At 61.4% G+C, this 22,307-nt stretch carries 15 protein-coding genes; 10 read left to right on the forward strand and 5 right to left on the reverse strand.

What is annotated here, in order from left to right; all coding sequences use genetic code 11:
- Positions 1-29 precede the first annotated feature (29 nt).
- The 5 genes from VJZ71_07610 to VJZ71_07630 are packed head-to-tail and all read right to left on the reverse strand — an operon-like array spanning position 30 to position 6,291.
- Positions 30-2,471, reverse strand: a complete 2,442-nt coding sequence (locus tag VJZ71_07610; protein HKQ47917.1) for a phosphoketolase family protein — start codon at positions 2,469-2,471, stop codon at positions 30-32.
- Between the two features lie 38 nt (positions 2,472-2,509).
- Entirely contained in the window at positions 2,510-2,962 is a 453-nt protein-coding gene (gene rpiB, locus VJZ71_07615) for a ribose 5-phosphate isomerase B (GenBank protein HKQ47918.1), read from the reverse strand.
- Between the two features lie 3 nt (positions 2,963-2,965).
- On the reverse strand, positions 2,966-4,069 hold the full coding sequence (locus VJZ71_07620) for an ATP-dependent 6-phosphofructokinase (GenBank protein HKQ47919.1): 1,104 nt from the start codon (positions 4,067-4,069) through the stop codon (positions 2,966-2,968).
- 15 nt (positions 4,070-4,084) lie between these two features.
- Positions 4,085-5,476, reverse strand: coding sequence for an MBL fold metallo-hydrolase (locus VJZ71_07625; protein HKQ47920.1), 1,392 nt, complete (start codon positions 5,474-5,476; stop codon positions 4,085-4,087).
- The gene (locus VJZ71_07630) at positions 5,473-6,291 is read right to left on the reverse strand and encodes a TIGR00730 family Rossman fold protein (protein HKQ47921.1); all 819 of its coding nucleotides are present in this window, start codon (positions 6,289-6,291) and stop codon (positions 5,473-5,475) included. Before VJZ71_07630 ends, VJZ71_07625 begins: the two co-directional genes overlap by 4 nt.
- 326 nt (positions 6,292-6,617) lie before the next feature.
- Between VJZ71_07630 and VJZ71_07635 the strand changes: the two genes are divergently transcribed.
- From VJZ71_07635 to VJZ71_07680, 10 genes are all read left to right on the forward strand, one after another.
- Positions 6,618-8,783 (forward strand): DUF3141 domain-containing protein, encoded by a 2,166-nt coding sequence (locus VJZ71_07635; protein ID HKQ47922.1) that lies wholly within the window; start codon positions 6,618-6,620, stop codon positions 8,781-8,783.
- A 20-nt stretch (positions 8,784-8,803) separates the two neighbouring features.
- Positions 8,804-9,778 carry a bifunctional enoyl-CoA hydratase/phosphate acetyltransferase gene (locus tag VJZ71_07640; GenBank protein HKQ47923.1) on the forward strand — a complete coding sequence of 325 codons (975 nt, stop codon included), beginning with the start codon at positions 8,804-8,806 and terminating at the stop codon, positions 9,776-9,778.
- Between the two features lie 24 nt (positions 9,779-9,802).
- Positions 9,803-10,582 carry an enoyl-ACP reductase FabI gene (gene fabI / locus VJZ71_07645; protein HKQ47924.1) on the forward strand — a complete coding sequence of 260 codons (780 nt, stop codon included), beginning with the start codon at positions 9,803-9,805 and terminating at the stop codon, positions 10,580-10,582.
- 45 nt (positions 10,583-10,627) lie between these two features.
- Positions 10,628-11,836, forward strand: coding sequence for an acetate/propionate family kinase (locus tag VJZ71_07650; GenBank protein ID HKQ47925.1), 1,209 nt, complete (start codon positions 10,628-10,630; stop codon positions 11,834-11,836).
- Between the two features lie 29 nt (positions 11,837-11,865).
- A complete protein-coding gene (locus tag VJZ71_07655) occupies positions 11,866-13,374 on the forward strand; it encodes a hypothetical protein (GenBank protein ID HKQ47926.1) in 1,509 nt (502 codons plus the stop codon).
- Between the two features lie 63 nt (positions 13,375-13,437).
- Positions 13,438-14,217 (forward strand): DUF2092 domain-containing protein, encoded by a 780-nt coding sequence (locus VJZ71_07660; GenBank protein HKQ47927.1) that lies wholly within the window; start codon positions 13,438-13,440, stop codon positions 14,215-14,217.
- A gap of 1 nt (position 14,218) precedes the next feature.
- A complete protein-coding gene (locus VJZ71_07665; GenBank protein ID HKQ47928.1) occupies positions 14,219-16,075 on the forward strand; it encodes a DUF6515 family protein in 1,857 nt (618 codons plus the stop codon).
- A gap of 200 nt (positions 16,076-16,275) precedes the next feature.
- Positions 16,276-17,055: a protein-glutamate O-methyltransferase CheR gene (locus VJZ71_07670; protein ID HKQ47929.1), complete on the forward strand. Its 780-nt coding sequence runs from the start codon at positions 16,276-16,278 to the stop codon at positions 17,053-17,055.
- Between the two features lie 10 nt (positions 17,056-17,065).
- A complete protein-coding gene (locus VJZ71_07675; GenBank protein HKQ47930.1) occupies positions 17,066-21,133 on the forward strand; it encodes a response regulator in 4,068 nt (1,355 codons plus the stop codon).
- A complete protein-coding gene (locus VJZ71_07680; protein HKQ47931.1) occupies positions 21,130-22,272 on the forward strand; it encodes a SpoIIE family protein phosphatase in 1,143 nt (380 codons plus the stop codon). Before VJZ71_07675 ends, VJZ71_07680 begins: the two co-directional genes overlap by 4 nt.
- Positions 22,273-22,307: the final 35 nt, after the last annotated feature.

Below are 22,307 nucleotides of genomic sequence, written 5' to 3' on the forward strand. Positions count from 1 at the left end.
ATCTATGCGCGCCATCGCCTCGTCTCCGGTCAGGTGTTGTCCGCCTCGGTCGATGTTCCCCGCCGGGGGACTTGCTTGCGAAGGCCCCATTGCCAATCCCGGATCTCGGGCATGTCGTCACCGTGCTCGGCGATGTAGTGCTTGTGGTCGATCAGTTTTTCCCGGATGGCCTGCTGGGCATAGGCCGCCCGCTCGCCCAGCTTCGGAACGCGATTAATGACATCGCTGACCAGCGTGAAGCGGTCGAGCTGATTACAAACGGCCATATCGAAGGGCGTCGTCGTGGTCCCCTCTTCGCGATAGCCGTGCACGTGGAGGTTCTCGTGGTTGGCTCGCCGATAGGTCAGGCGATGGATAAGCCACGGATAGCCGTGGAATGCGAAGATAACCGGCTTGTCGATGGTAAAGATCGCGTCGAAATCCGCGTCCGGCAATCCGTGCGGGTGGTCATCGGGCGACTGCAGCGTCATCAAGTTGACGACATTGACGACCCGCACCTTGAGCGACGGAACGTAACGGCGCATCAGGTCCACTGCCGCCAGGGTTTCCAGCGTCGGCACATCGCCGCAGCACGCCATCACCACGTCCGGCTCGACGCCCTTGTCATTGCTGGCCCATTCCCAAATGCCCAGCCCGGCGGTGCAGTGCTTGACCGCCTGGTCCATTGTCAGCCACTGCGGCGACGGCTGCTTGCCGGCCACGACGACGTTGACGTAGTTGCGGCTGCGCAGGCAATGATCCGTGACGGAGAGCAGGCAATTAGCGTCGGGCGGCAGGTACACGCGGATGACCTCGGCCTTCTTATTGACGACGTGGTCGATGAAGCCCGGATCCTGATGGGAGAAGCCGTTGTGGTCCTGCCGCCAGACGTGGCTGGAGAGCAGGTAATTCAACGACGCAATCGGACGCCGCCAGTTGATGTGATTGCAGACCTTCAGCCATTTGGCGTGCTGGTTGAACATCGAATCGACGATGTGGATAAAGGCTTCGTAACACGAGAAAAATCCGTGACGACCGGTGAGCAGGTATCCCTCCAGCCAGCCCTGGCATTGGTGCTCACTGAGCACCTCCATCACGCGGCCGTCAGGCGAGAGGTGGTCATCCTCCGGATAGATTTCCCCCATGAAGCAGCGGTCGGTCACGTCCAGCACGTCGTTCCAGCGATTGGAGTTGTTTTCGTCCGGGCTGAAGAGGCGGAAGTTTCGATTCACGAGATTCTGCTTCATGACATCGCGCAGGAATTTGCCCATGATGCGGGTTGCTTCGGCGGAGGTGGCGCCGGGCCGCGGCACCTTTACGGCGTAGTCGCGAAAGTCCGGAAGGCGCAGGTCCCTTAGCAGCAGACCGCCATTGGTATGAGGGCTGGCGCTCATGCGACGCTCCCCCACCGGCGCCAAGTCGGCCCATTCGGACTTGAACCGGCCGTCACGATCAAAGAGCTCCTGCGGCCGATAGCTTTTCATCCATTGTTCCAGGATCTTAACGTGCGCCCGCGTGCTCATGTCGCCCATGGGGACCTGGTGACTGCGCCAGTAGTCCTCGCACTTCTTGCCGTCGATCTTCGGCGGGCAGGTCCAGCCTTTGGGCGTCCGGAGGACGATCATGGGCCACGCCGGTCGGCGAACCAAACGCTTCGAGCGCGCCTCGGCGCGGATTTTCAAAATATCGCGCGTGCATTGATCCATTGCGGAAGCCATAGCCCCATGCATGCGCTCCGGTTCGTGGCCCTCTACGAAATAGGGCTGATAACCGTATCCCTCGAAGAGCTTGCGCAGCTCGTCATTGGGAATCCGGGCGAGGAAACAGGGATTGGCGATCTTGTAGCCGTTCAAATGCAGAATGGGCAGAACGCAGCCGTCCCGCTGCGGATTGAGAAACTTGTTGGAATGCCAACTCGTGGCCAGCGGTCCGGTCTCGGCTTCTCCGTCGCCCACAACGCAGGCGACAATCAAGTCGGAGTTGTCGAACGCGGCGCCGTAAGCATGAGACAGGGCGTAACCCAGTTCTCCGCCTTCATGGATCGAGCCGGGCGTCTCTGGCGCAACGTGACTGGGAATGCCGCCGGGAAAACTGAACTGTTTGAAGAGCCGCTGCATGCCGGCCTCATCCTGCGTGATATTCGAATAGACCTCGCTGTACGTCCCCTCCAGATACGCGTGGGCGACCAGACCGGGCCCGCCGTGCCCGGGGCCGATGATGTAGATCATGTCGAGGTCGTGGGCCTTAATGATCCGGTTGAGGTGAACGTAGATGAAGTTCAGGCCGGGTGTTGTCCCCCAGTGGCCAAGCAGGCGCGGCTTGATGTGTTCGCGGCGGAGCGGTTTGCGAAGTAGGGGATTGTCCAGTAGATAAATCTGGCCGACGGAGAGGTAATTCGCGGCCCGCCAGTAGGCATCGATCTTGCGGAGCGATTCACGATTGAGGGGATTTCCGGGTCGGACGCGGCGGCCCGAGGTATGAGTTTTTCTCATCGGTTTCGGTCCTCTCGGCCGATGGGGCCAATTAGCGTCTACCGGGTGAAGCGGCGCTCCAAGGCAAGCACCTTGTTGAGACGACGCTGGTGCCGTTCCTCGGCCGTGAAGCGCGCTTTGAGGAACTCCTCAACCAATTCCATCGCGAGGGCTTCTCCGACAATCCGTCCGCCGAGTACCAGCACGTTCATGTCGTCGTGCTCGACGCCCTGATGGGCCGAATACGAATCGTGACAGAGACCGGCGCGGACTCCCGGGACTTTGTTGGCGGCGATGGAGGCGCCCACACCGCTACCACACACCAGGATTCCGCGGTCCGCTCTACGATCACGAACCGCCAGCGCCACCGCCTCCGCGAAGTCGGGGTAGTCCACCGGTTCGACTGAATTCGTCCCAAGGTCAGTCGCTTCGTGGCCGAGTTTCAGGACATGGTCCTTCACCCGCTGTTTGAGGTCGAAGCCGGCATGATCTGATCCGAGGGCGATTTTCATCAGTTACTCATCTCCAAAGGAGATTTCCAGGGCCCGCGCGGTAATGACCGCGTTTCCGTCGAGCGGCACAAGCCTGAGTTTGCTCACAGCCTGTTCGAGCGGAATATGTTCAATACGAGGAGGGTTCAGCGCGACCATGACGCCGCTCTTTCCCGCCGCCAGGGCGCGGACTGCGGCGGCGCCGAAGTTCAAGCCCAGCAGGCGGTCGAGCGAGGAAGGAGAGCCGCCTCTCAATAAGTGTCCGAGAACGACCGCGCGGGTTTCATTGCCCGTCAATGACTGCAATTGATCGGCGACGGTTTCTCCGATTCCGCCCAGACGTTCGACGTGGTCCGTACGCGCCTTCTCCTTGAGCGAAATCCCGCCACCCGCGGGTTTGGCCCCTTCGGCCACGACTACGATGGCGTACGACTTTTCTCCAGAGATCCTCCGGCGAAGGTGGTCCGCAACTTTTTGTATGTCGTAAGGGATCTCCGGAATGAGAATCGCGTCGGCGCGACCGGCGATCCCGGCGTGAATGGCGATCCAGCCCGCATAGCGTCCCATGACCTCGACGACCATGATCCGCCGATGCGACTCGGCCGTGGAATGGAGCCGATCGATGCACTCGGTGGCAAACGAAACGGCGCTATCGAAGCCGAAGGTCACGACGGTCGATTGCAGGTCGTTATCAATCGTCTTCGGCACGCCGACGATGGGAAGGCCCTTTTGGCTGAGATGGTGCGCGATCGTAAGCGTGCCATCGCCTCCCACCGTAATCAGTGCATCGAGCTTGGCCGCGCGAAAGCGAGAGATCAGCTCATCGGTCCGGTCCTCCATGCGACCGCCGCTATCGTTCGATTTGTGTTGGAGCGGATTGCCGCGATTCGTCGTCCCGAGGATGGTCCCGCCGAGGTGGGCGATATTGCGTACGGCTCGGCGATCTAACTTGACGAGTCCTTCATTTCCACCGTCGGGCGCGAGGAGACCCTCGAAACCCTCGCGAATGCCATATACCTCCCAGCCCTGCGCCGTCGCGGCATAGACGGCCGCGTGGATGACCGCATTAAGTCCGGGCGCATCCCCCCCGCCGGTGGAGATGGCGATGCGATGAATCTTGCTCGACATGGCGCATTCCCATCATCAGAAATCGATGACATCTCCCATCGCGGGAAGCGTGCACTTCAGCTGGTAACGGCGCTGGATTTGCCGGGCGAGTTCCTGACGAGGGCCGTCTTCGCCGTGCGTCAGGATGACGCGCGGCTTGCTGGGTGCGATCACGCCGAACCAGTTGAGCAGGTCGGTCTGACCCGCATGGGCGCTGAAGCCGCTCAGCGTATGCACCCGCGCCTTGACGGCGACCTTTTCGCCGTGGATGCGAACCTCCTTGACGCCATCGACCAGTTGGCGCCCCAGCGAACCCCGGCCCTGGTAGCCGACGATCAACACCTGGGTCTCGGGTTTCCACAAATTCTGCTTCAGATGGTGCAGCACGCGCCCGCCGTTGCACATCCCGGCGCCGGCCATGATCAGGCACGTCCCCGATACATCGTTAATCTTCTTGCTGTCGTCGGCGGTCGCGCACATTTTCATAGTGCGCAGTTCCTCGCGCAGCGGCTTCTCGCGAATAAACTTATCCATCTTCTCGTGAAACAGCTCACGGTGCTGCGTGTAAATCTTCGTCGCCTCGATGGCCATGGGGCTGTCGAGGAAGATCGGGAAGGGCGAGATCTTTTTCTTGCGGGACATCCACCCCAGCAGGCTCGTCAGCAGTTGCGCGCGGCCCACCGCAAAGGTAGGCACGATGATCTTCCCACCCGCTTTGACTGCTTTTTGGACGACCGCGACAAACTCCTCGACGGTTTGGAGAAAGTCGCGATGATCGCGATCGCCATAAGTGGATTCCAGAAACAGGAGGTCGGCGTGTTTGAAGGGATCGAAGTTTCGCAGAAGTGGAATGCTGCGCGGTCCCAGATCGCCGGAAAACACCACTTTCTTTTCTTTCCCATCTTCGCGAATCAGCAATTGAATGCTGGTCGATCCGAGCATGTGCCCCGCTTCGGCCCAGGTCGCCCGAATCCCCGGCGCCACGTCGACGGGCTTTTGATACGGGACGGTTTGCATCTGCCCGATGATCCCATCCGCCTCTTCCGGAGTGTAAAGCGGTTCGACCGGCGGCTTTCCCATGCGCAGGTTCTTTCGCGTTTGACGCTGGGCATCCCCCACCTGGAGCCGCGCCGAATCGCGAACGATCAACGCCGCCATTTTCGCCGTGGCGGGAGTGGCGAAGACCGGCCCCCGCCATCCGAGCTTGGTGAGCAGCGGCAGGCGCCCGGTGTGGTCCAGATGCCCGTGGGTCAGCAGCACCGCGTCGAGTTTCATGTTCGGGTTCGCCGGCGGGCGGTTCAGCGCCTCGCTCCGTTTCCCGCCTTGGAACAGGCCGCAATCCACCAGGATGCGGGAACTTTTCGTTTCGACCACGTAAGCCGAGCCGGTCACTTCGCCGCCCGCCGCACCCACCACTTTGATCTTCATTTGCTCCTCTTCGGGGCTTGCGGGCGCCGGTCAGATGACCTCAATCGCGCGCGAACCGTCGGGGAAAGGCTGCGCCGAATGACGTCAACGGCCTCGGCGGGCGAATCGGTGACCCACCCAAAGCGCACTTCATCGTCCGTAAAGACACCTTGCTTCTTCATGAATTGGCCCCAGGCCCGCATCCCCGCCCAGAACGTCTCTCCCATGAGGATCACTGGAAACGGTCCAATTTTTTTGCACTGAATCAGCGTCGCCGCCTCGAAGAGCTCGTCCAGGGTGCCCAGCCCGCCGGGCATGATAATAAACGCACAGGAGTATTTGACGAGCATTACCTTGCGCGTAAAGAAGTAATGAAACTCGACGCTCTTGTCGACGTACGGGTTGGCGCACTGCTCGTGTGGGAGAATGATGTTCAGTCCGTAGCTGACGCCGCCCGCCTCATGGGCCCCCCGATTGGCGGCCTCCATAATGCCCGGCCCGCCGCCCGTAAGCGTCGCGAAACCCGCCCGGGCCAGTTCGGACCCCACGGCCCGCGCCAGCTTGTAATAGCGATGATTTTCCTTGAAGCGCGCGGAACCAAAGACCGTGACAGCCGGGCCGAGCTGGTAGAGCCCTTTGAACCCGCGCACGAATTCACCCTGAATTCGCTTGAGCCGGGCGGCCTCCTTTTGCGGCGAGCGCGTTTCTGCGAGAAATGCGCGCTCACCATCGCCCTTGCCCGTGACGGGTAGTTCGTAGGCCGGACCGCCGGCCTTTTTCCATTGCGCCTTCCAATCCCGTTCCCACTCGTCGACCGTTCGCCGCTTGCGAGGCATGAATGCTCAAACTTCCCTTCGGGCCCTTCGCGCCAGGAAACGTCCCCGCGGAAAGTGTAACAGAAAACGACCGTGAACCCGCGGAATCCCATTCGCGCGGCTGCGGCAACGTGCAAACAAGTGAACGAGCCGACAGAATCTGAACAAAATTACGACCGGCGACGACGCTCCGCGGACATGCCGCTATCCCGTTTAACCTTAACTAGTTATGCTCCACCCACTGGCAAAGTGACCGACCTGGCATGGGAAATGCTAGTGACATAGATAACGCGGCTTATCCAAAGGGACGCTTGTGATATGCGCGCACTTCAACGAGGTTTTGAATCATGAGTACTGCACCATTTACCGCCAAGCCGAATGCCTTTGATCCTGTCATCCACGGATTCGAATACGCGGTCGACGCGTTTCAGCGATCCATCCTGTTCTGGGATGTGCTGCGACAACGCGGCAACAACTACCTGGACCATAAAAAAAAGGGGCAACCCCCAATTCTTCAATTCGAATACGAGACGATCATCGACGGGCGAACTCTCGAGCAGCCCGTCAACTACGCCCTGCTGCGGATCAAGCCCGAGCCGGGAAAGCCGACTGATCCGCGCAAGCGACCGTACGTCATCGTCGATCCGCGCGCGGGACATGGGCCGGGCATCGGCGGGTCGAAGCACGATTCGCAGGTCGGCGTGGCGTTGCGCGCGGGGCATCCCGTTTATTTTGTGACCTTCTTCCCGGAGCCGATGTCGGGACAGAAGCTGCGCGATGTCGCCGCGGCCGAGGCGCACTTCATCGAAGAGGTCGCGCGACGGCATCCGAATGCCCAGGGCAAGCCGTGTGTCGTCGGAAACTGCCAGGCCGGATGGGCCGTCGCGGCGCTGGCGGCAGTGCGACCGGACATCATGGGCCCGGTCATCCTCAACGGCGCGCCGCTTTCGTACTGGGGCGGGGCCTCGGGCCAGAACCCGATGCGCTATGCGGGCGGTCTCTTGGGCGGGAAGTGGCTGGAGTCAATGGCTTGCGACCTGGGCGACGGCCTGTTTGATGGCGCGCATCTGGTTTCAAACTTCGAGAACCTCGATCCGGCCAACACGTTTTGGAAGAAATACTACAACCTCTATTCGAAGATCGACACGGAGGCCCCCCGGTTCCTGGGGTTTGAAACCTGGTGGGGCGGTTATTTCCTGATGAACCGGGAAGAAATCGACGCCATCGTATCCGAACTGTTCATTGGGAATAAGCTGGCGACCGGGCGGATCGCGAGTCCCGACGGAAAGACGGTGGACCTCCGCAACATCCGTTCGCCCATCGTCGTGTTCGCTTCGCAGGGCGACAACATCACGCCGCCTCAGCAAGCACTGAACTGGATCGAAGATGTGTACGGCGACGAGCAGGCGATCATCGCCAATGACCAGGTGATCGTGTACATGGTCCATGAGGACATCGGGCACCTGGGCATCTTCGTTTCGGGGCGCGTGGCGGCGAAAGAGCACAAGGAGATGGTCGAGACGCTGGAGATGATCGACGCCCTGCCGGCGGGACTTTACGAGATGATCATCGAGCGCAAGGATTCCTCTGCCAAGCGCGCTGACTTGGAACCCGGCGACTACCTCGTGCGGTTCGAGGCGCGGAAGATGGACGACATCCGCTCGCTGGAAGATACCCGCAAAGACGAGGAGGCCTTTCAGACCGTCGAGGCCGTCTCCGAAGTCAATGATCAGCTCTACAAGACATTCGTCAGCCCGTGGGTGCAGGCCATGTCACCGCCGTGGGCCGAGACGTTGCGAAATCTCCACCCGTTGCGCACTAAGTATGAGTGGTTCTCCGATCGGAATCCGCTGTTGGCGCCGGTTTCGGCGACGGCCGATGTCGTGCGGGAAAACCGCCTCCCTGTGAAGGCGGACAATCCGTTCCTGGCGTTTGAAAAGATGGCTTCGGAGGCCATCACCTCCTCGCTCGATGCATTCCGCGACCTGCGTGACACGTGGAGCGAGGGCGTTTTCAAGATGATGTATGGGCCGTTGGGTTTCGGCGCAATCTACCCGCCCAAACCTCGCGCTACGACACCCGCCGCACCCACCGAGTCTTCAGCCGCGTTTCCGGACGAAGACTATGAATCGGGCGGACCCCTGGCGGCCGTTCTCCGTATGATCGCAGCGGCGGTGATCGAAGTCGGCGTCTTCGATCGCCGATCTGCACGGGTGTTCCGCGCCTTACTGGAAAAAAGCCAGTTCAAAGACACCCAGCCGGAAGAGGTGCGGACGATCTTTAAGCAGCAGGCCCGGTTGTTGCGACAAAATCGGGACCGCGCCCTCGAGGCACTGGCGGTGATGCTCCCCACCCGGGAGGTGCGCCGCCTTGCTGTCGATGTTGTACGACAGATACTGCTTCTGGCCCCCGACGACATTCGCGTCGACCGCCCCTTGGCCAAAAAACTCTCAGACGTGCTGGATATGAACCTGCGGGAATTGCCCGAGTCGGCGGCCCTCGCCGCCGTATGACGGATGCAAAGGTGAACATCATGAGCGCAGCAGCAACGATGGACTCAAAAACCGAACGACGCCACGACGCCTACGAGAAATTACTTCAACGATGCCGGGCGCTCGAGCCGGTGGTGACGGCCGTGGCGTATCCGTGTGAGGAAACGGCGTTGACCGGTCCCGTGGAGGCGGCCGAAGCTCGGCTGATCAAGCCGATTCTGGTGGGTCCGCGGCAGAAGATCCGCGACGTCGCCAAGTCCGCGGGATTGACGATCGATTGCTACGAAATTGTGGATGTGCCCGACAGCCACGCGGCGGCGGCGAAGGCGGTCGAACTCGTCCGCTCGGCCCGCGCCGAGATTCTGATGAAGGGCAGCCTGCACACGGACGAATTTATGGGCGCCATCGTTGCTTCGGCCACGGGGCTGCGCACCGGTCGGCGGATCAGCCACGCATTTGTCATGTCCGTCCCGACCTATTCCAAGGCTCTGATCATTACTGATTCGGCAATCAACATCGCCCCGACCCTCGACGACAAGCGGGACATCTGCCAGAACGCGATCGACCTGGCCCATAGCCTGGGTCTGGAGTTGCCAAAGGTCGCCATTCTCTCCGCAGTCGAGACAGTTACCACGAAAATTCCCTCGACGATCGACGCGGCGGCGCTGTGCAAAATGGCTGACCGCGGACAGATTACCGGCGCGTTGCTTGACGGGCCGCTGGCCATGGACAACGCGATCAATCTCGAAGCGGCCCATACCAAGGGGATCGATTCGGCGGTCGCGGGCGACGCGGATATCCTCATCGCCCCCGATTTGGAGGCAGGGAACATCCTGGCCAAACAGTTGACATTCCTGGCGAAGGCCGACGCCGCCGGATTGGTGCTAGGCGCGCGCGTTCCCATCATCCTCACGAGCCGCGCCGACAGCGTGCGCGTGCGCATGGCCTCCTGCGGTGTCGCGCTGCTGGTCGCGCACGCGCGGCGGACCGGCCAAGCCGTCGGCAACGCCTCTTGACCCAGGCAACAAGGAGTATCGCCCATGGCTGACATTTCCTCGCCACCGTTACTCGGGCGAAAGGCGCTGGTGCTCGGAGTGGCCAACGAGCACTCGATCGCCTTCGGTTGTGCCCGTGCCTTCCGGAAGGTCGGCGCCGAATTAGCCCTCACGTACCTGAACGAAAAGGCCAAGCCATTCGTCGAGCCGTTGGCCCGGCAGTTGGAGGCCGCCATCTTCGAACCTCTCGACGTGCAGAAGCCCGGACAACTCGAAGCAGTTTTCGAGCGCATTCGACAGACCTGGGGCCGACTGGACATCGCCCTCCACTCGATCGCCTTTGCGCCGAAGGAGGACCTCCAAGGCGGCCTGCTCAACTGTTCGCCGGAAGGATTCTCGCTGGCCATGGACGTGTCCTGCCATTCGTTCGTTCGGATGGCACGATTAGCGGCCCCGCTCATGAACGACGGCGGGACGCTCCTTGCCATGAGTTACCACGGCGCGAACAAGGTCGTTCCCAACTACGCCGTAATGGGCCCGGTGAAGGCGGCGTTGGAGGCGGCTGTGCGCTACCTGGCCCATGAACTGGGGCCGAAAGGAATCCGCGTCCACGCCATCTCTCCCGGCCCGATTAAGACGCGCGCCGCGTCCGGTCTCAAGGACTTCGACTTGTTATTGAACAATGCGGCGAATCGCGCGCCGGTCGGGGAACTGGTCGACATTGACGACGTCGGTATGACTGCCGCATATCTGGCGACACCATACGCCCGCCGCGTCACTGGCAGCACGACCTACGTCGATGGCGGACTGAGCATAATGGGTTAGGGAACAGCGACGCACCAGACCAATGCTCATTGAAGGAATGATCCTATGAATGATGCCATCATTGTTCTCAACGCCGGTTCGTCGAGCCTGAAGTTCTCGATTTATGCGATGGTCGATCAGCGACTGGACCTCAAAGCGCGGGGACAAATCGAGGGCCTCGGCACGGCGCCGCACTTCAAAGCCAAGGATTGCGACGGTCGGTCGTTGGCGGACCACACCCTGGGAGAATCGTCTGCGAAGTTCGGTCATCCCGAGGCCTTCGCACATTTGGCGGAGTGGGTGCGGTCGGAGTTTGGCGGGCAATTGAGGGCTGTGGCCATCGGCCATCGCATTGCCCACGGCGGGCCGGATTTCGTCAAAGCGACGCGGATCGATGACGACGTCTTGTCGCGATTGGAGCAGCTCATCCCTCTGGTGCCCCTCCATCAACCGCACAACATCGCCGCCATCAAGGCCGTCGCCAAACTGCGACCCGACATGACTCAGGTCGCCTGCTTCGACACGGCCTTTCACCAGGGTCGGGCAAAAGTGACCGAGCGATTGGGACTGCCCGACCAGATGTTTCGGCGGGGGGTGCGCCGCTGGGGCTTCCACGGCCTCTCCTACGAATCCATTTCGCGGCAATTCCGGGAGATCGCCCCCGAAGTCGCGGCCGGCCGCGTGATCGTCGCACACCTGGGCAGCGGGGCGAGCCTGTGCGCGATGAATAATGGCCGCAGCGTGGAAACCACGATGGGTTTCTCCGCGCTGGACGGCGTGCCGATGGGGACGCGTTGCGGGAGCCTCGACCCCGGCGTCATCCTCTATCTCTTGCGGGAGGGCTGGGACCTCGAACGCCTCGAGGATCTGCTCTACAAGAAATCCGGGCTCCTGGGAATCTCGACCGTCAGTAATGATGTGCGCGTTCTACTCGATAACAGCAATCCGCTTGCAGCGGACGCGATTGAGTACTTCGTCTATCGCGTCGTACGCGAAATCGGATCGTTAGCAGCGGCGCTGGGCGGATTGGATGCGCTGATCTTCACGGCGGGTATTGGTGAGAATTCTCCCGTGATACGCGAGCGCGTGTGCCTGGGCGCGGCTTGGCTCGGAATTGACATCGATCGCGAGGCTAACCGGCAAAACAAACGGCGCATATCAATGCCCGGGCCGAAACCGTCCGTCTGGATGATCCCGACGGATGAGGAAGGCGTGATTGCCTCCCAAACGAATGAAATCGTCTGCGCAATGGCGAACCGGACGAGAAACGATTAGAATCGTCGCCTTAGCCTCTGGAGGAACTTATGTTCATCAGATCGTTTATCTCCTCGCTCGTAATTTCCCTCGTTTGTTTTCTGGTTTCACCGGACAATTCGCTCGGCGACGCCCCTGACCTCGTCAACCGCGTTCCTCCCGGCGCCAACGTCATCGCCTATGTCAACGTGGAGGCGATGCTCAATAGCAAGGTAGCGCGGCAGGAGAATTGGCGCAGCATGATGTCGAACGCCTACTCCGCCGGGCCGCTGATCGTGCCGCCCGACGCGAAACAAGTGATGATGGCCTCCTGGTTGGAGCCGACCACCGTGGAACCGATTTGGGAAGTCTCGGTCATTCAACTTTCCAAGCCCGTTTCCATGAAGCGCATCGCGAGTGATGCGAACGGTTTTACGGACGCCCTGGGCGGCAAGTTGGCCGCGTGGTCGCCGGCGAACGCCTACTACGTTCGACTCGACAAACAGCTTCTCGGCGTCGTGTGTCCCGCGGATCGGCAATTCGCCGCGCGGTGGACCGCCGGAGCGGGCTCCAGCGCCGAGACGCTCTCACCATATCTGCGCGCGGCGGTGGACGAAATAAAGCAAGGAACGGGATATTTTTTCGCCCTCGATCTTCAGGACGCAGTCGGCGAAAAACGCGTCCGCCGCCGGTTAGACATGGGCGAATTCGATTGCCTGGCAGACAAAAAGTTTGACGCCCGCAAAGTCAGCGAGATCATCGCCAGCGTGAAGGGATTGAAACTGACGGTTGAAGTTCATGGCGATATTAGGGGCAAGTGTGCGATCGAATTCGGTCGCCCGGTCGCCGCCTTGTCCGCCTTTGCCCAGCCGTTGTTAATGGAGATTCTCGAAAAGGCCGGGGCCTCCATCGACGATATCGCGGGGTGGAAGTTCACAACGAGCGACACGTCAATCCTTGCCAGCGGTTCGCTTTCGACGGAGGGACTGCGCCTCCTGTGCAGCATTATCAATCCGCCCCACCCGACGGACACCGAGGAAACCGCCGACCAACCCGGCGACGAGGGCAAATCGAAGGGCGAATCGCCGAGTAACGCCCAAGTCGCTGCGTCAAAACAGTACTATCGGTCAGTTTCGAAAACCATTGATGGGTTCGGCGCGCGGGCGCGAACGGCCACGTCCCTGGCCAAGGGCGCCACCTACGTGGGGCGCGACGCCCGCAATATCAGTCGCCTGCCGATTGTGAATGTCGACCCTGAATTGGTCCAATGGGGCGCCAGTGTGAGTTCGCAGTTGCTCCAGGTGGCCTCTACGCTCGGCGTAAGCGGCCTTCAGGCGCGCGCAAAGGCCGAGAGCATTCTGAATCCCTACGAAAGCGGCGGCTATCAGTCGGAACTGGAGATTCGGTCCGACCCCAATGCGGAAATCGATCGCCAGAACGCCGCGCGCCAGCGGCGCGCCGCCGTCGCCGAAGAAAAAACGAAGGCGCTGGAACAGGCCACTCAGATTCTGTTGCAGCTTGAAGCCGGGCGCTCGCAAATCCGGGCGGCGATGACGCAAAAATACAACGCGGAGTTCTAATCATTGCAGCATGCCGGTTTGTTCGCGGACATTGAGCAACGCCGATTGCCGGGAGGAGCGCTGATGACTCGTCTTCGCCAATTCCTATCGCCCGGAATGCGGTTGGGCGTCCTGACCGCGGCGATAGCGGCGGGATGCGCGGCGCCGGAGCCGTTGACCCGGGAAGTGGATTCGGATGCGGATTCGCACATCAAGAGCATGTGCAAACTCCTGGACAGTGCCAAGGCGTTTCGATTCCAGGTGCAAGCGACCATGGACCGACCGGTCGACACCGGGCAGCTTGCCCAATTCCATCGCACCAGTGATATTACGGTCGTGCGTCCCGATCGGCTCTTCGCCAATACAGAATCCGACGAAGGTTCGTGGTCGGTCTGGTATCGCGGCAAGTTACTGACGATTCTCGACCGGGACGAGAACACCTATGCGACCGAGACGGTGCCGGACCGCATCGGCGAGATGCTCGATTATCTGGCGGACGAACATGACATTGTCATGCCCATGGCCGACCTTCTGGTCGGGGGAACCTACGAATCACTGCTGGCGGAGGTAGAAGTCGGCGAATACGTCGGCCTTCATTCCGTGGCCGACACGCCGTGCCATCATCTCCTCTTTCACCAGGAAAACCTGGAATGGCAGATCTGGATCGACGCCGGCCAGCAGCCGCTGCCCCGAAAACTGGTGATCACTTACTTCGACGAGCCTGATGAGCCCCAATATGTCGCGACGATGGACAAATGGGAACTCGCGCCGACCTGGTCCGAAGAGACCTTCACCTTCACGCCTCCCAACGGCGCTGCCAGTGTTTCGTTGTCGGACTTGGTCGCCTCGACCGAGGAGGACTGATATGACTCGGGGAAAATATCTTCGGCTTGCCATAATCGGAATACTCGCGATTGCACTCCTGGATTGTGCCGCCTATGCCTTCGGACGCGGCGGGCGTGGCGGTGGAGGTCGTGGAGGCGGCGGCTCCCGTGGGGGAGGTTCTCGGGGCGGCTATCGCAGCAGCGGAGGCGGCAGCCGGTCGTCCTATTCCAACCACGGCAGTATCCGCTATTCAGGTTCTTCTCGATCGGGGTCGCGATCCTCTTCGCCCTCATACTCGCGCGGCGGCTCATCGTATGGAAGCGGGAGGTCATCGTATGGTGGGTCGTCATACTCCCGGTCGTCGACGCCCTCTTACTCCGGTTCCAGATCGTCAACCGGGGCGGGAAGGTCATACGGAAGCTCCTATTCGAGGTCTTCAACGCCATCCTTTCGGTCGAGCGGAAGCGGCTATGGGCAGCGATCTTATGGCGGGGCCTACGGAAGCCGGTCCTACTCGCGACCCGCAACTCCTTCCTACCGACCTTCGAACAGCGGATCAATCATTCACAGCGGATCCGCTACCGGACCGCGGGGCAACACGATCGCCGGCGCAGTCGGTCCGCGCGGTGGTACCGCGGTAGGAATCGAGGGCTCCCGAGGTGGCACGGCCGGCGCGATTCAGGGTCCGCGCGGCGGCGGCGCTGCACGCGTCGAAGGCCCGCGCGGCGGATCAGCCGGCGCTATCAAGGGCCCGCGCGGTGGCGGCGCTGCGGGCGTTCAAGGGCCCGGCGGCGGGACCGCCGGCGCGGTTCGTGGACCACGCGGGGCCGGCGCGGCGGGAGTCAGCGGCCCGCGTGGAGGAACGGCGGGCGCGGTATGGGGGCCAAACGGTCGCGACATTGCCGCCGGTCAGGGACCATACGGCAATCGCTTTGTCACCAATCTCCCCGCTGGCGCCATTAATTATCCGTGGCGCGGACAGGACTATTGGCACTCGGGCTATGGTTGGTGGCGGCCAAGTTGGGTCGGCGACAGCATGTACTACGGCTGGGCCTATCCGCCCATCGGATACTGGTACTCGTCGTTGCCTGACGACAACGAATCGGTCGTCATCAACAACACGACCTATTACGAGTCCGAGGGGGTGTATTACCAGGAGGGTGAACAGGAGGGGCAGAAGGGATATGTCGTCGCCGAAGCGCCCGTCGCCGCGGACGCCCCGGATGCTTCCGCCGCCGATGAGGTCGAAAACCCTTACAAGATCCTCAAGAACATGTGCATCTACGTGGCGAACCTCGATCGATTCACCGCTGACGCCAGTACGACGCACGATCAGGTGCGGGAAACAGGCGAAAAGGTCCAAGTCTCGTCCCGCCGCAAGATCAGCGTCAGCCGACCGGACAAGATCGCCGTGGATGTGAAGGATGACAACGGTGAGCGACGGGTCGTGTACGACGGCCAGACGGTATCGATGCTCGATCGCACGAAAAACATCTACACGGCGGTGGAGGTACCCAATACCATCGACGGCGCGCTCGACAAACTCGCCCAGGATTACAACATCATCCTGCCCTTGGGAGATCTCCTCTACAAGGATCTCTACGATCGCATGGAAGCGAGAGCGGCGTCCGGGCAATACCTTGGAATCCATCAGGCGGGCGAATTCAAGTGCCACCACCTGGCCTTCACGACGGAATCCTCGAGCTGGCAAATCTGGATTGACGCCGGCAACGTTCCCATCCCACGGAGAATCACGATCGACTACGGCCAGGGTGCCGATCGCTCGCGTTATTCCGCGGACATCGTGGAGTGGACCCCGTGGACCACTTTTTCGGCGGAGACGTTTGCGTTTACGCTGCCGCCCGACGTCAATCGCTTTGAATTCGAGGCAAACTGACGTCACCGGCCATGCGGTGCAGTTGCCGCGACACCGACTTGGATTGATAATGGCTCATGGAGGGTGACCCGCGCATCGGATTCCTGCCGCAAAAGGCCTCGCGTGTCGATGCCATCGACGCAGTCCGTTCTAGCTGATATTTGTTGCCATGTTTCCCTATGCTCCCGGACGAACAGTTTGATCGGATACGGAGAATCGCCTTGAGTCTTGCGGGGATTGAGTTGTTTGAACGGCATCGCGATCTTCTGCTCCGCCGAAGCAGTCGGATCGGAATTGTTGATCCTATTGAATTGGATTCACTGCTGCAGCGAGTCGAGAAGGGAGACCCGGATGCGCAGCAAAAATTCTTTTGTCTGCTGACGACAAAGTTCACCGGGTTCTTCCGCCATCCCCGGCACTTCGCTATGGCCGCACAACACGCAATGGAGGCGGTGCGCCGAAATGGTCGGGCGCGACTGTGGTCGGCGGGCGCGGCGACCGGCGAAGAGCCGTACTCACTGGCCATTGCCGTGATCGAAGTCTTCCAGCGTGACGACCTGCCCATTAACATCCTGGCCACGGATGTGGACGTGGAGGCGCTGGAAATCGGGCGGCGAGGCGAATATTCCGAAACAGCGCTACGCGGACTCGAACCGTCTCGGCGGCAGCGATTTCTAGGCGAGGATCGCAACGCCCGCCGGTTCGTTGTCGCCGATGCCTTGAGGCAATTGGTGGATTTCCGGGCCCTTAACCTTGCCGATGAGAAGTGGCCAATTGACGGTCCGTTGGATGTGATCTTCTGCCGAAACGTGCTCATGTACCTGGAAACCGGTTTGCGACACACCGTGGTGGAGCGCATGGCGTCGCTGCTCGCTCCCGGTGGTTTGCTGATGCTCGATCCGACCGAGCATCTCGGCAAGGCGGGTCACCTTTTCGAATCGCGTGGGGACGGCGTTTATTCGCTCCGGGGCTCCTCCCCTACGCCGCGCGGCGGCGCTTGAAAGCGGACTCATGACCATCGCCAAACGCCTGATCATCTTGCTCGCCGTACCCCTTGTCGCGCTCGGCGGGCTCGGCGTTTTCATCGGTGTTCACCTGCGCGAGACAGAGTCCCGCGGCCGGTTTGTGTCGGAGTCCCAGATTCCGAGTCTCGCCGTTCTCGGCAACCTATCGCGGAGTTTCGCCGAACTCCGGGTGAATGTGCGAGACTGTTTGCTCGCCACCGACCAGGCGCAACGAGACGCGGCGAAGGCCGCGTTTGATGAGGATGAACGAGTCGTCACTGCCCTGCTTCAACAATATGGGGACAGCCTGATCACCGGCGAGCGGGACCGTCGTTTATACAACGACTTCCGAGACCTGAGCCGGGAGTGGATTAACGGCGCCAGGCAGGGCTTTTCCCTTGCCGAGTCGGGCCGAAAGGATGACGCCATCGCCCAGTTCGGCACCACGCTTTCTGCAATAGGCGTCCGATTAAGCACGGTTTCGAACGAGTGGATCCAGCTTAATGAAGATCTGGCGACGGCGGCCGGCCGGGACGCTGTCGCGACAATCGAGAAAACCCAGCGCCGAATGCTTATCGCCAGTTCTGTCGCGCTCCTGCTGACCGCGGTTCTGGGCTACCTGACTTTCCGACGTATCGTCCACCCCATTCAGGCGCTTGAAGCTTCGGTACAGCGAATAGCCGCCGGCGATTACGCGATCGACGTTCCCTTCACGCAGGCGACGGATGAGACCGGCGGACTGGCCCGATCGATTGACGTGCTTAAGAAAGGCGCCGCGGCGATGGACGAACAGCGCTGGGTCAAATCCGGCGCCGCCCAGATCACCCGGGAACTGCAGGCGGCGACAGACTTGGCCGAGTTTGGACAGCGGCTGGTCTCCGAGCTGGTTCCGATGCTCGGCGGAGGCATCGCGGGGTTCTATCTCCTCGAACAGTCGCCCGAGCGACTTCGGCGGATCGCTTCGTATGGCTTGGCCGCCGAGTCGAGTTCAGCGGAATCGCTGGGCCTCGGTGAGGGCCTGATCGGCCAATGCGCCCGCGAACGAAAGACCATTACGCTTACAAATCTCCCTCCGGACTATCTTCAGATCGCCTCCGGCCTGGGCTCGGCTACGCCGGTTCAGTCCGTGGCCCTGCCGCTGCTCTTCAAAGACGACCTCTTGGGCGTGTTCGAGATTGCCTCCTTCCGCACGTTCAACTCGTCGGAAAAAGCCCTGCTGGAAGAGTTGTTGCCGGTCGTCGCAATGAGCCTCGAAGTCCTGCAGCGCAATCTCCGCACGCAGGAGCTGCTCTCCCAGACGCAGGAACAAGCCCGACAGCTCGAGGAGCAGACCGAGGAATTGACCCAGTCCCAGGAAGAGCTGCTGGCCCAGAAAGAGGAATTGCTGACGCAGCAGCGCGAGCTGACCACGCAGCGCGAACAGCTGCAGAAGACGGAGTTGTTCTACCGCAGCGTCCTGGAATCCGCCCCGGACGGCATGATGGTGGTGGATGCCGGCGGGATTATCCGTCTGGCCAACGCGCAGGTGGAACAGTTGTTTGGCTACACGCGGGACGAACTCGTGGGGAGTCCCGTCGAAGTCCTCGTCCCCGATTCCATCCGCGATAAGCATGTCTCCCTTCGCAACTCGTACCTGGCCGATCCGAGCGCTCGAGACATGGGCAGCGGGATGGCGCTGACTGGCCGGCGCAAGGACGGGACCTTGTTCCCGGTCGAGATCGGCCTGAGCCCGGTCCAGGGCGGCGACCAGACGCAGATCGCCGTATCGATTCGTGACATCACCGAGCGCCGGCAGCAGCAGGAAGCGCTCCGTCAGGCGAAGGAAGCGGCCGAGGCGGCCACCCAGGCCAAGAGTACGTTTCTGGCGACGATGAGCCACGAAATCCGCACGCCGATGAATGCGATCATCAACATGAGCGGCCTGGCGCTGGAGACCGACCTGACGCCCAAGCAGCAGCAATACGTCAGCGTCGCCCACTCGTCGGCAAAGAATCTCCTCGGCATTATCAACGACATCCTCGATTTTTCGAAGATCGAGGCGGACAAGCTGGAACTGGAGACAATGCCGTTCAGCCTGCGGCATGAACTGGAACACGTCACCGAGACATTCCGCGCCAAGGTGATGGAAAAGCACGTGGAACTCATTGTGCACGTCCCGACCATCGTACCGGACCAATTGATAGGCGATGCGCTTCGATTTCGGCAAGTCCTGACCAACTTGATCGGCAACGCCTTCAAGTTCACCGAAAAGGGCGAGGTGGCCGTAAAAGTTGCAGTCGCTGACGCCGCTCCATCCGGCAAGGCTACGCCGACGGGCTATCTCGACTTGTTGGTCAGCATTCGCGATACCGGCATTGGCATGACGGAGGAACAACAAGGCCGGCTCTTTGCCGCCTTCAGCCAGGCCGATACGTCGACGACACGCAAGTACGGCGGCACCGGTCTGGGACTCGCCATCAGCCGGCGACTGGCACGGATGATGGAGGGGGACGTTACCCTCGAGAGCAAGCCGGGCGTCGGCACGACCTTCTACTTTACGGCGCGCGTCGGGGTCGATGCGACCCAGCCGGCGCCGGCTCACACGCCGCCCACGCGAATACGCGAGCATCCGGTCCTTGTAGTGGATGACAGCGAGACGAGCCGCGAGCTTCTGGAAACGCTCTTGAGCGGGTGGTCGATTCCCGTCGTCACCGTTGGGACGGCGGAGGAGGCTCTGGCGCTGCTCGATCAGCGAAACAACAACGGCCACGATCCCTTCGGCCTCGTGATCCTCGATTGGATGCTGCCCGGTCTGGATGGAATCGAGGCCGCCGCTCGCATCCGGGCACGACCGGAGACGAAATCGCTCCCGATCATCATCATCAGCGCCTATGCGGGGAGAGAGGAAGAAGCGCGCTGTGCCGAAATCGGGGTTAACGTCTTTCTTCCCAAGCCGCTTACCGCTTCGTCACTCTTTAACTCTCTGGTAGAGGCCCAGGGGGCGCGAGTTCACGCCGTCCGCCGCGGGTTGGACGCCCCGTTGGAGCGTGAATTTGTTGGTGTGCGCGCGCTCCTTGCGGAAGACAACGAAACCAACCAATTGGTGGCGCTGGAACTCTTTTCACGGCTGGGAATCGAGCTGGATATCGCTGAAAACGGGCGCGTGGCGATCGATATGGCACGTCAAAACGCCGGCCGCTATTCGGCGATCCTGATGGACATGCAGATGCCGGAAATGGACGGCCTGGAGGCAACGCGCCTCCTGCGGAGCGACGCCGCCTTCCGGGAACTTCCGATTATTGCCATGACCGCCAATGCCATGAAACACGATCTCGACGCCTGTATTACGGCGGGCATGAACGACCACATTACCAAGCCCATCGATCGAGCGGCGATGCTGAAGACGCTGCGAAAATGGTTGCCCCGCAATGTCTCGACAAGCGCCACGACCTCGGCATCGCCTTCGCCCGCCACACCGTCCGGCGATGATGCTCCTCCAGTTCTGGAAGGCATCAACGTCGCGGATGCCCTGGCCCGTCTCGGCCTCGGCTTCAGCAGCCTGAAGAAGATGCTGCTGCGCTTCGCGGACGGACAGGGCAAAACCCTCGAAGAGTTGCGCGCCGCCGTCGCCGCGGGCGATAGTTCCGCCGCGGCGCGACATGCGCACGCCATCGCCGGCGCCGCCGGAAATCTGGGGGCGGATACGCTCCGGGTAGCCGCCAAGGCGCTCGAGCAGGCGGGTCGGGATGGGCGCCGCGATCTCGAAAAGCTGCTCGGCGCGGTCAATGAACATGCCGCAATTGTCTTTCGCTCAATCGACCGGTTACGCGACGGATCGGCAAGCCCAACCGCAGAAGCGACCCGGCCGCTCGATGGCTTGAAGGCCCGCGCGGCGCTGGAAAGATTGTCGGCGGCACTTGACCAAGTCGACGTTTCCGCGTCCGGTGAAGCGCTCACAGACTTGACTTCGCTTGGAGCGCAAACGGCGTGGGCTGGCGACGTCGCGCGGTTGCGTGAATTGACCGACGGTTACGAATTTGAAGAAGCGGCCGCGGCGGTCGCCACCCTTTTGAAACGGTTGGAGACCACGTCGTGAAAAACCTCTCGGAATGTCGCGTTCTGATCGTCGATGACGTCAAGGCCAATGTCGATGTGCTGGTAGAGGCCCTGCGCAGCGATCATAAGCTGAGCGTAGCGCTCGACGGCGAGTCCGCCCTGCGCAACATTGAGAAGAATCCGCCCGATCTCGTCCTGCTGGATATCGTCATGCCAGGGCTCGACGGTTACGAGGTGTGTCGCCGCCTGCGGGCCGCGCCGAATACGCAGGATATCCCCATCATGTTTCTCAGCTCGCTCGACGAGGTGAAAAACAAGACGCAGGGTTTTGAAGTCGGCGGCAACGACTACCTGACCAAGCCGTTTGAGGTCCTGGAAGTCAAAGCCCGCGTGCGCTCGCTCCTGAAGGCCAAGGCCTATTCTGACGCGGTGAAGGAGAAGATCGCCGCGGAACTGGCCATTGCCCGCGAGATTCAGCTTGGCATCCTCCCCTCGAACATCCCCGCGCAGGTTGCGGGCACAAATTTCGAGATTTGCGCCGTATTGGAAGCGGCCCTAGAGGTGGGCGGCGACCTCTACGAGGTATTGCGCCTCGACAACGGACGCCTGCTCGTCGCTGTCGGCGATGTCTCCGGCAAGGGTATCCCGGCATCTCTCTTCATGGCGGTCACGACAACCCTCTTGCGAACGATGGCGCGACAGTATCGCAAGCCGGAAGAAATAGTGCTCCAGGTGAATGATGCGTTGGCCGTGCAGAATCCGCGCGGCATGTTTGTCACGCTCGCCTGCATGATCGTTGACACGGTCACGGCCAACGTAACATGCGCCAACGCCGGCCATCTCTCGGCCGTGCTCCTTCGCCCCGGCGCCGAACCCCGCCTCGTTTTGGAGTCGACCGCCATGTTGGCGGGCGTCATGGAGGGGATCCCAGTCGAAAGCGAATCGCTCCAACTTCAACCGGGCGACACCCTGGCGCTCTACACGGACGGCGTGACCGAGGCCTTCAACGCAAAAGGAAAAATGTTCGAAGAGGCGGGCCTGCTCGAATGTCTGCGTGATGCCGCGGGCCGCCGCGCGGACGAAACGGTCAAGATTATCCTGGACGCGGTCCGTCGCCACGCTGCCGGGTTTCCCCAATCGGACGACCTTACTTTGGTTGCAGTCCGGAGGGTTGGCTGACTTCAGGTGAGGCGGTCGCCAGCATCGTCGCCGCA

It is taken from the genome of Phycisphaerae bacterium, assembly GCA_035275405.1.
GTDB lineage: Bacteria > Planctomycetota > Phycisphaerae > UBA1845 > UTPLA1 > DATEMU01.